General features: G+C 63.1%; 10 protein-coding genes. All 10 read right to left on the minus strand.

Annotated features, from left to right (window positions below; all coding sequences use genetic code 11):
• Positions 1–97 precede the first annotated feature (97 nt).
• The 10 genes from rpsG to secE all read right to left on the minus strand — a co-directional run bounded on the left by rpsG (position 98) and on the right by secE (position 13,882).
• On the minus strand, positions 98–571 hold the full coding sequence (gene rpsG / locus ABR323_RS01445; RefSeq protein ID WP_439447936.1) for a 30S ribosomal protein S7: 474 nt from the start codon (positions 569–571) through the stop codon (positions 98–100).
• Positions 572–583: 12 nt separating this feature from the next.
• On the minus strand, positions 584–958 hold the full coding sequence (gene rpsL, locus ABR323_RS01450) for a 30S ribosomal protein S12 (protein ID WP_439447937.1): 375 nt from the start codon (positions 956–958) through the stop codon (positions 584–586).
• Between the two features lie 340 nt (positions 959–1,298).
• Positions 1,299–5,543 (minus strand): DNA-directed RNA polymerase subunit beta', encoded by a 4,245-nt coding sequence (gene rpoC / locus ABR323_RS01455; protein WP_439447938.1) that lies wholly within the window; start codon positions 5,541–5,543, stop codon positions 1,299–1,301.
• Between the two features lie 87 nt (positions 5,544–5,630).
• The gene (rpoB, locus tag ABR323_RS01460; RefSeq protein ID WP_439447939.1) at positions 5,631–9,785 is read right to left on the minus strand and encodes a DNA-directed RNA polymerase subunit beta; all 4,155 of its coding nucleotides are present in this window, start codon (positions 9,783–9,785) and stop codon (positions 5,631–5,633) included.
• Positions 9,786–10,111: 326 nt separating this feature from the next.
• A complete protein-coding gene (rplL, locus tag ABR323_RS01465) occupies positions 10,112–10,480 on the minus strand; it encodes a 50S ribosomal protein L7/L12 (protein WP_439447940.1) in 369 nt (122 codons plus the stop codon).
• A gap of 63 nt (positions 10,481–10,543) precedes the next feature.
• Positions 10,544–11,080: a 50S ribosomal protein L10 gene (gene rplJ / locus ABR323_RS01470; RefSeq protein ID WP_089238991.1), complete on the minus strand. Its 537-nt coding sequence runs from the start codon at positions 11,078–11,080 to the stop codon at positions 10,544–10,546.
• A 384-nt stretch (positions 11,081–11,464) separates the two neighbouring features.
• Entirely contained in the window at positions 11,465–12,163 is a 699-nt protein-coding gene (gene rplA, locus ABR323_RS01475; protein ID WP_004145250.1) for a 50S ribosomal protein L1, read from the minus strand.
• A gap of 4 nt (positions 12,164–12,167) precedes the next feature.
• Positions 12,168–12,596, minus strand: coding sequence for a 50S ribosomal protein L11 (gene rplK, locus ABR323_RS01480; protein WP_004145248.1), 429 nt, complete (start codon positions 12,594–12,596; stop codon positions 12,168–12,170).
• Between the two features lie 301 nt (positions 12,597–12,897).
• On the minus strand, positions 12,898–13,458 hold the full coding sequence (gene nusG / locus ABR323_RS01485; protein WP_004145203.1) for a transcription termination/antitermination protein NusG: 561 nt from the start codon (positions 13,456–13,458) through the stop codon (positions 12,898–12,900).
• Positions 13,459–13,468: 10 nt separating this feature from the next.
• Positions 13,469–13,882: a preprotein translocase subunit SecE gene (secE, locus tag ABR323_RS01490; RefSeq protein ID WP_135272429.1), complete on the minus strand. Its 414-nt coding sequence runs from the start codon at positions 13,880–13,882 to the stop codon at positions 13,469–13,471.
• Between the last annotated feature and the right edge of the window lie 19 nt (positions 13,883–13,901).

Below are 13,901 nucleotides of genomic sequence, written 5' to 3' on the forward strand. Positions count from 1 at the left end.
CCGCCTTGCGGCGGCCTTCGGATTGGCGCAGCCCTTCCGGGGCCGCGAGGCAGCACCGTAATGGTGCTGCCCTGCCTGTTTTACAAGGCCGTCAAACTCACCAGCGGTAGTGGGCGAATGCCTTGTTGGCTTCGGCCATGCGGTGGGTTTCTTCGCGCTTCTTGATGGCGCCGCCACGGTTTTCCGAGGCATCGATCAGTTCAGCAGCCAGCTTCTTCGGCATGGTGTTCTCACCACGCTTGCGCGCGGAGTCGATCAGCCAGCGCATGGCCAGGGCCATCTTGCGCGACGAACGCACTTCGACCGGCACCTGGTAGGTGGCGCCACCGACGCGACGCGACTTGACTTCGACCGCCGGAGCAACGTTGTCCAGCGCCTTCTGCACCAGTTCAACGGCGTTGGCGCTGCTGTTCTTCTCGGTGATCACGTCCATGGCGCCGTACACGATCTTTTCAGCGACCGACTTCTTGCCGCTCAGCATCACCATGTTGATGAAACGGGCAATGGTTTCGCTTCCGTGCTTCGGATCCGGCAGGACTGCGCGCTGCGGCGTATTACCTTTACGAGACATGTGTGCTTTCCCTTAGCTCTTCGGACGCTTGGCGCCGTACTTGGAACGGCCCTGGCGACGCTTGGCAACGCCGGAGGCGTCGAGCGAACCACGAACGGTGTGGTAACGCACACCCGGCAGATCCTTGACGCGACCGCCACGGATCAGGACCACGGAGTGCTCCTGCAGGTTGTGGCCTTCACCGCCGATGTAGGAAATCACTTCTTCCTGGTTGGTCAGGCGAACCTTGGCAACCTTACGAAGCGCCGAGTTCGGCTTCTTCGGAGTAGTGGTGTAAACGCGCGTGCAAACGCCACGGCGCTGGGGGCACTTTTCGAGAGCCGGCGAGGCGCTCTTATAAGTGACTGCCTGCCGCGGCTTGCGGACAAGCTGATTGATCGTCGCCATCAGTATGTTCTTCTGAGAGAGGCCGAAAAAAACCGGCCATGAATGCGGATATGTGCGAGCAGGCGAGAAACCGGCCTGCTGAGACAGACGATTGTAGCAACCTGACGAAAACGCGGTCAAATGCGCACGCGCCAAGCCAGCCCTGATCCCGGGCCGTTACAGGGGAGCCTTCTCCATGCCCCCCGTTCAGGTTGTCAACCCGGTCCTTTGAAAGACCGGGCCGGCATCCTACCTCATCCGGAGCCATCCGACCAGCGGCCGGAGGTTCCGGTAGCGCGACCCGGCCAACGGCCGGGCCCTACCCTCTTGCGCGGTCCAGCCCTGGGGCCGGACCGGTCGATCAATCCTCGGCCTGCTCGGCGTCGGTCGATTCCACCACTACTTCCGGTGCAGCCACGGCCGCGGCGGCCGGTGCGGCAGCCGGGGTACCCGACAGGGTCTGCATTTCCGAATCGGTCAGCCCGCTCGCGTTGCGGCGGCGGTTGGCGTGGTAGGACAGACCCGTACCGGCCGGAATCAAACGGCCGACGATCACGTTTTCCTTCAGGCCGCGCAGGTTGTCCTTGGTGCCGCGGACGGCAGCCTCGGTCAGCACGCGGGTGGTTTCCTGGAAGGAAGCCGCCGAGATGAACGATTCGGTGGCCAGCGATGCCTTGGTGATACCCAGCAGGACCGGGTCGAAGCGGGCGATCAGCTCGTTGCGGGCAACAAGGCGAACGTTCTCTTCGATGACGCGCTGACGTTCGACCTGCTCACCGTTCAGGAACTTGCTGCTGCCCTGATCGGTGATCTCGACCTTGCGCAGCATCTGGCGAGTGATCACCTCGATGTGCTTGTCGTTGATCTTCACGCCCTGCAGGCGGTACACGTCCTGGATTTCCTTGACCAGGTAGGCGGCCAGCGGTTCGACACCCAGCAGGCGCAGGATGTCCTGCGGGCTCGGCTCGCCGTCCACGATGGTTTCGCCCTTGGTCACGTGCTCGCCTTCGAACACGATCACCTGGCGGTACTTCGGAATCAGCTCTTCGTGTTCCGAACCATCGGTGTCCTTGATGATCAGGCGCTGCTTGCCCTTGGTGTCCTTGCCGAAGCTGATGATGCCCGAACGCTCGGCCAGCACGGCCGGATCCTTCGGCTTGCGCGCTTCGAACAGATCGGCCACGCGCGGCAGACCACCGGTGATGTCACGGGTCTTCGAGGCTTCCTGCGGGATCTTGGCAACCACGTCGCCCACGCCGACGGCGGCGCCGTCCTGCAGGTTGACGATCGAGCGCGGCGGCAGCAGGTACTGCGCCGGCAGGTCGGTACCCGGGATCGTCAGGTCGTTGCCCTTGGCGTCGACGATGCGGACGATCGGGCGCAGATCCTTGGCCTGGGCGCCGCGGCGCTTCGGGTCGGTGATCTCGCGCGAAGCCAGGCCGGTCAGCTCATCGGTCTTCTCGATGACGGTGACGCCGTCGATGAAGTCGATGAAGCGGATGAAGCCGGCCACTTCCGAAACGATCGGGTGGTTATGCGGATCCCAGTTGGCCACGGTCTGGCCAGCCTTCACTGCATCGCCGTCCTTGGAGGCAATCATCGAACCGTACGGCAGCTTGTAACGCTCGCGCTCACGGCCATGTGCGTCGAGCACCGAGATTTCGCCCGAGCGCGACACTGCCACCAGCGAGCCATTGGCATGCTCGACCGACTTGAGGTTGCTGAACTTGACCGAGCCGGTGGTCTTGACGGTGATGTTGTCGACCGCAGCCGCACGCGACGCCGCACCACCGATGTGGAACGTACGCATGGTCAGCTGGGTACCCGGCTCACCGATGGACTGGGCGGCGATGACGCCGACCGCTTCACCGATGTTGACGATGTGGCCACGGGCCAGATCGCGGCCGTAGCAGCGACCGCAGACACCGAAGGCCGATTCGCAGGAGATCGTCGAGCGGACCTTGATGGTCTGCACGCCGGCATCTTCCAGCTTGGCCACCCAGGCTTCGTCGAGCAGGGTATTACGGGTCACGATCGGATCTTCGTCATTGCCCGGCAGGAACACGTCCTCGGCAACCACGCGACCCAGCACGCGATCCTTCAACGGCTCGACCACGTCGCCGCCTTCCACGATCGGGGTCATGATCAGGCCTTCGGTGGTACCGCAATCCACCTCGGTGATCACGACGTCCTGCGCCACGTCGACCAGACGGCGGGTCAGGTAACCCGAGTTCGCCGTCTTCAGCGCGGTATCGGCCAGACCCTTACGGGCACCGTGGGTGGAGTTGAAGTACTCCTGCACGTTCAGGCCTTCGCGGAAGTTCGCCTTGATGGGCGTCTCGATGATCGAGCCATCCGGACGCGCCATCAGGCCACGCATACCGGCCAGCTGACGGATCTGCGCCTGGCTGCCTCGTGCACCGGAGTCGGCCATGATGTACAGCGAGTTCATCGACTTCTGGTCGATGGTTTCGCCCTTGGCGTTGATGACCTTCTCGGTACCAATGGTGTCCATCATCGCCTTGGCGATGCGTTCATTGGTACGCGACCAGATATCGACCACCTTGTTGTAGCGCTCGCCGGCGGTGACCAGGCCCGACTGGTACTGCTCCTGGATTTCCAGCACTTCGGCTTCGGCCTCGGTGAGGATGCCCTTCTTCTCGTCCGGGATCAGCATGTCGTCGATGCCGATCGAGACGCCGGCGCGGGTCGCGTAGGCGAAGCCGGTGTACATCAGCTTGTCGGCGAACACGACCGTGTCCTTCAGACCCAGCTGGCGGTAGCTGGAGTTGATCAGGCGGCTGATGTTCTTCTTGGTCAGCTCGGTGTTGGCCAGCGCGAACGGCAGGCCTTCCGGCAGGATTTCAGCCAGCAGGGCGCGACCGATCGTGGTGTCCACGATCGAGGTCTTGTTCTGCTTGATGCCGTCTTCGTCGGTCACCACCTCGGTGATGCGGACCTTGACGCGCGCGTGCAGTTCCACCACGCGGTTGTCGTAGGCGCGCTTGACTTCGGCGATGTTGGCGAAGGCCATGCCCTCGCCCTTCTTGTTTTCCAGCGAGCGGGTCATGTAGTACAGACCCAGCACGACGTCCTGCGACGGCACGATGATCGGCTCGCCGTTGGCCGGCGACAGGATGTTGTTGGTCGACATCATCAGCGCACGCGCTTCCAGCTGGGCTTCCAGCGAGAGCGGCACGTGGACGGCCATCTGGTCACCGTCGAAGTCGGCGTTGAACGCGGTGCAGACCAGCGGGTGCAGCTGGATGGCCTTGCCTTCGATCAGCACCGGCTCGAACGCCTGGATGCCCAGACGGTGCAGGGTCGGCGCACGGTTCAGCATCACCGGGTGTTCGCGGATGACCTCTTCCAGGATGTCCCAGACTTCGGCTTCTTCGCGCTCGACCAGCTTCTTGGCAGCCTTGATGGTGGTGGCCAGGCCACGACGCTGCAGCTTGGCGAACACGAACGGCTTGAACAGCTCAAGCGCCATCTTCTTCGGCAGGCCGCACTGGTGCAGGCGCAGGTACGGACCGACCACGATGACCGAACGGCCCGAGTAGTCGACGCGCTTGCCGAGCAGGTTCTGGCGGAAGCGACCCTGCTTGCCCTTGATCATGTCGGCCAGCGACTTCAGCGGGCGCTTGTTGGTGCCGGTGATGGCACGGCCACGACGGCCGTTGTCCAGCAGCGCATCGACCGATTCCTGCAGCATGCGCTTTTCATTGCGCACGATGATGTCCGGCGCGCTCAGTTCGAGCAGGCGGCGCAGGCGGTTGTTACGGTTGATGACGCGGCGGTACAGGTCGTTCAGGTCGGAGGTCGCGAAGCGGCCGCCATCCAGCGGCACCAGCGGACGCAGGTCCGGCGGCAGCACCGGCAGCACGGTCATGACCATCCACTCCGGACGGTTGCCCGACTCCAGGAAGGCCTCGATCAGCTTGATGCGCTTGGTCAGTCGCTTGAGCTTGGTTTCCGAACCGGTGCTGGCGATTTCCTCGCGCAGGCGGGTCATCTCCGACTGCAGGTCGATGGTGCGCAGCAGCTCGTACACGGCCTCGGCACCCATGGCGGCGTCGAAGTCGTCACCGTGCTCCTGGCGGGCCTGCAGGTACTGTTCTTCGGTCAGCAGCTGGCGGCGCTCCAGGGCGGTCAGGCCCGGCTCGGTCACCACGTAGGCTTCGAAGTACAGCACGCGCTCGATGTCACGCAGGGTCATGTCCAGCATCAGGCCGATGCGCGACGGCAGCGACTTCAGGAACCAGATGTGCGCGACCGGCGAAGCCAGGTCGATGTGGCCCATGCGCTCGCGACGCACCTTGGCCAGGGTGACTTCGGTGCCGCACTTCTCGCACACGACACCACGGTGCTTCATGCGCTTGTACTTGCCGCACAGGCACTCGTAGTCCTTGACCGGCCCGAAGATGGCGGCGCAGAACAGGCCGTCACGTTCCGGCTTGAAGGTACGGTAGTTGATGGTTTCCGGCTTCTTCACTTCGCCGAAGGACCACGAACGGATCAGGTCCGGCGAGGCCAGCGCGATCTTGATCGCGTCGAAGTCCAGCGTCTGGCGCTGCTGGTTGAAGAGGTTGAGCAGGTCTTTCATGGTGTTCTCCAGAAGGAGGAATGCTGTGTCGATGGGCTTTCAGTTGACTGCCAGCGGCGCGGCGGCGGACCGCCGCGCCGGCATGGATCAGTTGTCTTCCAGTTCCATGTTGATGGCCAGCGAGCGGATTTCCTTCACGAGCACGTTGAAGGATTCCGGCATGCCCGCGACCATCTCGTGCTCACCGTCGACGATGTTCTTGTACATCTGGTTGCGGCCCTGCACGTCATCGGACTTCACCGTCAGCATTTCCTGCAGGGTGTAGGCCGCGCCGTAGGCTTCCAGCGCCCAGACTTCCATTTCACCGAAGCGCTGGCCGCCGAACTGCGCCTTGCCGCCCAGCGGCTGCTGGGTGACGAGCGAGTACGGACCGGTCGAACGGGCGTGCATCTTGTCGTCGACCAGGTGGTTCAGCTTCAGGTAGTGCATGTAGCCAACGGTGGTGTGGCGATCGAAGGCTTCACCGGTGCGGCCGTCGTACAGCTGGGTCTGGCCACTGCTCGGCAGGTCGGCCAGTTCCAGCATGCGCTTGATTTCCGCTTCGGTGGCACCGTCGAACACCGGGGTGGCCATCGGCACGCCGTCGAACAGGTTCCGGGCCAGGCGCAGCAGCTCCTCGTCGCTGAACTGCGACAGGTCGACACGGTTGGCCACGTTGGTGTCATCGTGGTTGTAGATGTCGTCGAGGAACTTGCGCAGGTCGGCAACCGCGGCCTGGGCTTCCAGCATCGCCTGGATCTTGCGACCCAGCCCCTTGGCTGCCCAGCCCAGGTGCACTTCCAGGATCTGGCCGATGTTCATACGCGACGGCACGCCCAGCGGGTTCAGCACGATGTCCACGGTTTCGCCCGAGGCCATGTACGGCATGTCCTCGACCGGCACCACGTTGGAGACCACACCCTTGTTGCCGTGGCGGCCTGCCATCTTGTCGCCCGGCTGGATGCGGCGCTTCACGGCCAGGAACACCTTGACCATCTTCAGCACGCCCGGGGCGAGGTCGTCGCCCGCGGTGATCTTGCCGCGCTTGTCGGCGAAGCGACGCTCGAATTCCTTCTCGTGCGCCTGGATCTGCTTCTGGGCGCGCTCGATGGCTTCGGACGCATCCTCGTCCTTCATGCGCAGAGCGAACCAGTCAGCCTTCTTCAGGCCGTCCAGGAAGGCGTCGGTGATGACGTCGCCCTTCTTCAGGTTGGCACCACCATTGACCACCTTGCCCACGATCTGCGAACGCAGACGCATGTAGATGGCCGCTTCCAGGATGCGGAACTGGTCGTCGAAGTCCTTCTTGACGCGCTTGATTTCAGACTCTTCGATCTGGCGGGCACGCTTGTCCTTCTCGATGCCGTCGCGGGTGAAGACCTGCACGTCGATGACGGTGCCGTCCATACCCGGCGGAACGCGCAGCGAGCTGTCCTTCACGTCCGAAGCCTTCTCGCCGAAGATCGCGCGCAGCAGCTTCTCTTCCGGGGTCAGCTGGCTTTCGCCCTTCGGGGTGACCTTGCCGACCATGATGTCGCCGGCGCGGACTTCGGCACCGATGTACACCACGCCGCTCTCGTCCAGGCGGTTCAGCGCCTGCTCGGAAACGTTCGGGATGTCGGCGGAGATTTCCTCCGGCCCCAGCTTGGTGTCACGCGCGACGCAGGTCAGCTCTTCGATGTGGATCGTGGTGTAACGATCCTCTTCCACCACGCGCTCGGAGAGCAGGATGGAGTCTTCGAAGTTGTAGCCGTTCCACGGCATGAACGCGATCAGCATGTTCTGGCCCAGGGCCAGTTCGCCGATGTCGGTGGACGGACCATCGGCCAGCACGTCGCCGCGGGCGATGACGTCACCCACCTGGACCAGCGGACGCTGGTTGATGCAGGTGTTCTGGTTCGAACGGGTGTACTTGACCAGGTTGTAGATGTCCACGCCTGCGTCGGTGGCGCCAACGATCTCTTCCTCGTTGACCTTGACCACGATGCGGGCGGCGTCGATCTGCACGATCTCACCACCGCGACGGGCGTTCACGGTCACGCCGGAGTCACGCGCCACGGCGCGCTCGATGCCGGTACCGACCAGCGGCTTCTGCGCACGCAGGGTCGGCACGGCCTGACGCTGCATGTTGGCGCCCATCAGTGCACGGTTGGCGTCATCGTGCTCCAGGAACGGAACCAGCGCAGCCGCGATCGACACGGTCTGCATCGGCGAGACGTCCATGAAGTGGACTTCCGCCGGCGGCTTCAGCAGCGATTCGCCCTGGAAACGGCAGGGAACGAACTGCTCGGTCAGCACGCTGTCGGCATTGGTCAGGGCGTTGGCCTGCGCAATGACGTACTCGTTTTCTTCGATCGCCGACAGGAACTCGACTTCGTCAAAGACCTTGCCGTCCACGACCTTGCGGTACGGGGTCTCGAGGAAACCGTACTGATTGGTGCGGGCGTACACGGCCAGCGAGTTGATCAGGCCGATGTTCGGGCCTTCCGGGGTTTCGATGGTGCAGACGCGGCCGTAATGGGTCGGGTGCACGTCGCGCACTTCGAAGCCGGCGCGCTCACGGGTCAGACCGCCCGGGCCCAGGGCCGAGACGCGACGCTTGTGGGTCACTTCCGACAGCGGGTTGTTCTGGTCCATGAACTGCGACAGCTGCGAGGAGCCAAAGAACTCCTTGATGGCAGCGGCGACCGGCTTGGCGTTGATCAGCTCCTGCGGGGTCAGGCCTTCCGACTCTGCCATCGACAGGCGCTCCTTGACCGCGCGCTCGACGCGGACCAGGCCGACGCGGAACACGTTCTCGGCCATTTCACCGACCGAACGCACGCGACGGTTGCCCAGGTGATCGATATCGTCGACCACGCCGCGACCGTTGCGGATCTCGGTCAGGACCTTGATCACGTCCAGGATGTCGGAGCTGTCGCCGTGGGCGGCAACCAGACGCTTGGATTCTTCGTCGTTGCGCTCGCCGTAGTACTTGCGGTCGTACAGCACGGCTTCGCCGGTGGTTTCCTTGCGGCCCACGCGACGGTTGAACTTCATGCGGCCGACCGCGGACAGGTCGTAGCGCTCGAAGGTGAAGAACAGGTTGTGGAACAGGTTCTGCGCGGCGTCCTTGGTCGGCGGCTCGCCCGGACGCATCATGCGGTAGATTTCGACCAGGGCTTCCAGCTGGGTCTTGGTCGGATCGATGCGCAGGGTGTTGGACAGATACGGGCCACGATCCAGATCGTTCACCCACAGGGTGCCCACGGCATCCACACCGGCCTTGCGGAAGGCCTGCAGCTGCTCGTCGGTGATTTCGTCGTTGGCCTGGGCCAGCAGTTCGCCGGTCGAAGCATCGACCACGTCGTGCGACAGGATGCGGCCGACGATGTAGTCGTCCGGCACGGCCAGGGCGGCGATGCCCGAGGCTTCCAGCTGCTTGATGTGACGCGCAGTGATGCGCTTGCCGGCTTCCACGATGACCTTGTCGCCGTCGGCGAGGTCGAAGCCCAGGGTTTCGCCACGCAGGCGCTCCGGCACCAGCTCCAGCTGGACGCCTTCATCCGGGTTGATGTGGAAGGTGTTGATCTCGAAGAACTCGGCCAGCATCTCTTCGTTGCTGTAGCCCAGCGCACGCAGCAGGATCGACACCGGCAGCTTGCGGCGACGATCGATACGGGTGAACAGCGCGTCCTTCGGGTCGAACTCGAAGTCCAGCCAGGAACCGCGGTAAGGAATGATGCGGGCGCTGTACAGCAGCTTGCCCGAGCTGTGGGTCTTGCCACGGTCGTGGTCGAAGAACACACCCGGCGAGCGGTGCAGCTGCGAGACGATGACGCGCTCGGTGCCGTTGACGATGAAGGTGCCGTTGTCGGTCATCAGCGGGATTTCGCCCAGATAGACCTCCTGCTCCTTCACGTACTTGATGGCCTTGGTCGACGACTCGCGGTCGTAGATCACCAGGCGCACGGTCACGCGCAGCGGTGCGCCGTAGCTCATGCCACGCTGGCGGCACTCACGCTCGTCGAAGACCGGTTCGCCCAGCTTGTAGCCGACGTACTCCAGGGCGGCATTGCCGCTGTAGCTGGCGATCGGGAAGACCGACTTCAGCGCGGCGTGCAGGCCGTGGTCCGTGCGCTTGGCCGGATCGACGTTTTCCTGCAGGAATTCACGGTAGGAATCCACCTGGATGGCGAGCAGGAACGGCACTTCGAGAATCGAACGCTGCTTGCCGAAATCCTTGCGGATACGCTTTTTTTCGGTGAACGAATAGGACGTCATGAGGTCTTCCACCTTGTTGTGCGGATCGTGCGCCCACGATCCGAAGGGAACTTGAAATTGTCAGTTGGAAGTCGCTGGTATTGCCGGCACCAGCACGCCTTCTCCCGCTACTTCCAACTGCCAACTCGTCTGCTACCGCGCCCCTTCCGCCGCGCCCTGCGCTGGCCGATCGGGGTTTGACTGCAGCCCGTGTTGGGCTTTTTGCCGCTTTTTACATCCACGCATGGCATGGATCTACAGCACCGCAACAACGACCAAAGGCCGGGGGCTTACGCCCCCAGCCTTGGCTGCATCGCCGTGAATCGATGACGATGCAAAGGAAGTGCTTACTTGACTTCGACAGTCGCGCCAGCAGCTTCCAGGTCCTTCTTCATCTTCTCGGCTTCGTCCTTCGAAGCGGCATCCTTCAGGATGCCACCGGCTTCGGCCAGGTCCTTCGCTTCCTTCAGGCCCAGGCCGGTGATGGCGCGGACGGCCTTGATGACTTCGACCTTCTTGTCGCCGGCCGACTTCAGGGTGACGGTGAACTCGGTCTGCTCTTCAACAGCAGCGGCCGGGCCAGCGGCAGCAGCCACGGCAACCGGAGCAGCGGCGGAGACGCCGAACTTCTCTTCGATGGCCTTGACCAGCTCCATCACTTCCATCAGGGACTTCTCGGCGATGGCGTCGACGATCTGTTCGTTGGTAAGGGACATGATAATTACCTTTGGATGTTTTTCTGGATTGAGGTTCCGTCAGGAACCACGATTAGTCGAAACTCAAGCGGTCTCGGCGGCCGGTTCAGCAGCGTCGGCGGCGACGTCGCCACCATTCTGCTTGTCGCCGATTGCCTTGATGGCGCGGGCGAACATCGTGACCGGCTCGGTCAGGACGCGTGCCAGCATTGCCAGCGCCTGGTCGCGGGTCGGCAGCGAGGCCAACACGTCGACATGGCTTGCCGGGAACACTTCGCCGCCGATGGCGACGACCTTGGCCTGCAGCTTGTCGTTGCCCTTGGCGGCATCCTTGATCAGGCGACCGGCAGCGCCGGGCTCCTCAAGCGAGAACGCGTACAGCAGCGGACCAACCAGCTTGTCCTGTGCACATGCGAACTCGGTGCCTTCAACAGCACGCGACGCCAGGGTGTTCTTGACAACTTTCAAGAAAACGCCGGTTTCACGCGCCTGCTTGCGCATCGCGGTCATCTGAGCGACCGTGGTGCCAGCGTATTCGGCTGCGATCAAGGAGTGGGCCTTGGCGGCGATGTCTGCCAGCTCCGCGACTACTTCTTGCTTCTGGGACAGATTGAGAGCCATTGCACTCCTCCTATTGAACTCCGCTTACGGCTCCTGCCGTGTGCGGTCCTGTGCGGCATCCGTCCTGGACGCCGGGAACATCGGAATGATGCTCCGGGGGGTGGGCCGTTCCAGACCTGGAGGCAATCAGGGAAATCCCAGAAATGCGTAAACCAGAAAAACTCCAGAAGGGCACCATCTACGCAGGGTGATTCCGAAGAATCGATTAAGCGCTCATGACTGCTCCGGCGGCGACTCCCTGCCAGTTCGAGCTTCCGTGCCCGTCGCCGGTATTGCCATGACCGCGCCTGCGGTCTTTGACGGCTACCACCGGCGATGTGCTGCCGGCGATGCCTTCAAATGTCACGGTCACGGCACCCAGGGCATCGTGACCGCTTGAAACAATTACTTCAGGGTCAGCGACGACTGGTCGACGGTGACGCCCGGGCCCATCGTCGAGCTGACCGAAACCTTCTGCAGGTAGGTGCCCTTCGAGGTGGCCGGCTTGGCCTTGATCAGGTCCAGCAGCAGCGCGGTCAGGTTCGACTTCAGCGCGTCTTCGGCGAAGTCGGCCTTGCCGATGGTGCAGTGGATGATGCCGGCCTTGTCGGTGCGGTAACGCACCTGACCCGACTTGGCATTCTTCACGGCTTCACCCGGGTTCGGGGAAACGGTGCCGACCTTCGGGTTCGGCATCAGGCCGCGCGGGCCCAGCACGGTGCCCAGCTTACCGACGACGCGCATGGCGTCCGGGGTCGCGATGACGACGTCGTAGTTCAGATCGCCGGCCTGCATCTTCTCGGCCAGATCGTCCATACCGACGGCTTCGGCGCCAGCGGCCAGGGCTTCGTCAGCCTTGGCACCGGCCGGAGCGAAGACAGCGACGCGGACCGACTTGCCGGTACCCGCCGGCAGCACGGTGGAGCCACGGACCTGCTGGTCGGACTTCTTCGCATCGACGCCCAGGCGCACGGAAACGTCGATGGACTCGACGAACTTGGCCTTGGTGGCGGTCTTCAGGATGTTGATCGCGTCCTCGAAGGCGTATGCCTTGCCCGGAACGACGGCGGCCTTGATGGCCTTCTCACGCTTGGTCTGTGCCATCTTCTTAACCCTCCACCACGAGGCCCATGGAACGGGCAGAGCCAGCGATGGTACGCACGGCGGCGTCCAGATCGGCGGCAGTCAGATCCGGTTCCTTCGCCTTGGCGATCTCTTCCAGCTGCTTACGGGTGACCTTGCCGACCTTCTCGGTGTTCGGGCGCTTGGAGCCCGACGAGATGCCAGCGGCCTTCTTCAGCAGAGTGGTGGCCGGGGTGCTCTTGGTGATGAAGGTGAACGTACGGTCCGAATAGGCCGTGATGATCACCGGAACCGGCAGACCCGGCTCGAGCTTCTGCGTGGCAGCGTTGAACGCCTTGCAGAATTCCATGATGTTCAGGCCGCGCTGACCCAGCGCAGGACCGACCGGCGGCGAGGGGTTGGCCTGACCGGCCTTCACCTGCAGCTTGATGTAACCGACAACTTTCTTTGCCATGAGTATGCTCTCCGGGTGCTAGCGCCTTGCGACAACAGGCTCCCCATCGGACCGGGAATCACGCGTCCCGGCATCGCGTTTTGAAATCATGCTGAAGGCCACCTTGCGGCGGCCTCGTCCTGCTGGCTTCCCAGCGGGGAGCCGCGCACTATATCAGGTTTTTTCTTCACATGCCTGAAGCGGCACATAAACGAACGAAACCGGGCTGAGCCCGGCTTGCCTTTCTGTAGAGTCGAGCCTTGCTCGACTACCACACCATCCGGACCGCGGAGTCGAGCATGGCTCGACCCTACAATACAGGTCAGACGGCCTTTTCGACCTGGCCGAACTCGAGCTCGACCGGGGTAGCACGGCCGAAGATCAACACCGAGACGCGCAGACGGCTCTTCTCGTAGTTGACTTCTTCGACGACGCCATTGAAATCGTTGAACGGGCCGTCGGTGACACGGACCATCTGACCCGGCTCGAACAGCACCTTCGGACGCGGCTTCTCGACACCTTCCTGAACGCGGTTCAGGATGGCTTCGGCCTCGGAGTCAGCGATCGGCAGCGGACGATCGGCGGTACCGCCGATGAAGCCCATGACGCGCGGGGTTTCCTTGACCAGATGCCAGCTTTCGTTGTCGATGCGCGGGATGCCGGCCTCTTCGTGGGTCTCGATCTGGACCAGCACGTAACCCGGGAAGAACTTGCGCTCGGAACGGCGCTTCTGGCCGGCGCGCATTTCGATCACTTCCTCGGTCGGAACCAGGACGTCGCCGAAGCGCTCTTCCATGCCGTCACGGACGATGCGGTCGCGCAGGGCCTGCGCCACCGACTTCTCGAAGCCCGAATAGGCGTGAACGACGTACCAACGCTTCATGCAATTCTCCTTAGCGGCTCAGGAACAACTGAACAAGCCACTGAATGACGTAATCGAACCCACCCAGCAGAAGACTGAGAATGGTTACCACCACCATCACGACCCAGGTCATGCGGATGGCTTCCTGGCGCGTCGGCCAGACCACCTTGCGCAGTTCGAAGCGCGACTCGGAGAGGAATTCGCGGGTGTCGCGCCCCTTGCCGGTCAGCATGAACACGCCGATACCGCCAACCAGACCGACCACGACCGCCAACGCACGCAGCTGACCCGTCCACGTACCCAGCTGGGTAGCGCGACCGGAATCGGCAGAGAACCAGAACCAGACGAACAGACCGGCCAGCACCAGCAGTGATGCGGCAACGTACTTGACGATATCCCCACCGCTGGCGGAGTTGTCTTTGGAATGTTCGATCTTGCTATTCATCCGGCTGTGTCTGCTTTAG

Origin of the sequence: Stenotrophomonas sp. ATs4 (assembly GCF_051861585.1) — a bacterium.
In the GTDB taxonomy this organism is placed as follows: Bacteria; Pseudomonadota; Gammaproteobacteria; order Xanthomonadales; family Xanthomonadaceae; genus Stenotrophomonas; species Stenotrophomonas maltophilia_AS.

Excerpts from the sequence above, each read along its gene's own strand:
- rpsG (WP_439447936.1), bottom strand. The coding sequence starts at position 571 with ATGTCTCGTAAAGGTAATACGCCGCAGCGCGCAGTCCTGCCGGATCCG.
- rpsL (WP_439447937.1), bottom strand. The coding sequence starts at position 958 with ATGGCGACGATCAATCAGCTTGTCCGCAAGCCGCGGCAGGCAGTCACT.
- rpoC (WP_439447938.1), bottom strand. The coding sequence starts at position 5,543 with ATGAAAGACCTGCTCAACCTCTTCAACCAGCAGCGCCAGACGCTGGAC.
- rpoB (WP_439447939.1), bottom strand. The coding sequence starts at position 9,785 with ATGACGTCCTATTCGTTCACCGAAAAAAAGCGTATCCGCAAGGATTTC.
- rplL (WP_439447940.1), bottom strand. The coding sequence starts at position 10,480 with ATGTCCCTTACCAACGAACAGATCGTCGACGCCATCGCCGAGAAGTCC.
- rplJ (WP_089238991.1), bottom strand. The coding sequence starts at position 11,080 with ATGGCTCTCAATCTGTCCCAGAAGCAAGAAGTAGTCGCGGAGCTGGCA.
- rplA (WP_004145250.1), bottom strand. The coding sequence starts at position 12,163 with ATGGCACAGACCAAGCGTGAGAAGGCCATCAAGGCCGCCGTCGTTCCG.
- rplK (WP_004145248.1), bottom strand. The coding sequence starts at position 12,596 with ATGGCAAAGAAAGTTGTCGGTTACATCAAGCTGCAGGTGAAGGCCGGT.
- nusG (WP_004145203.1), bottom strand. The coding sequence starts at position 13,458 with ATGAAGCGTTGGTACGTCGTTCACGCCTATTCGGGCTTCGAGAAGTCG.
- secE (WP_135272429.1), bottom strand. The coding sequence starts at position 13,882 with ATGAATAGCAAGATCGAACATTCCAAAGACAACTCCGCCAGCGGTGGG.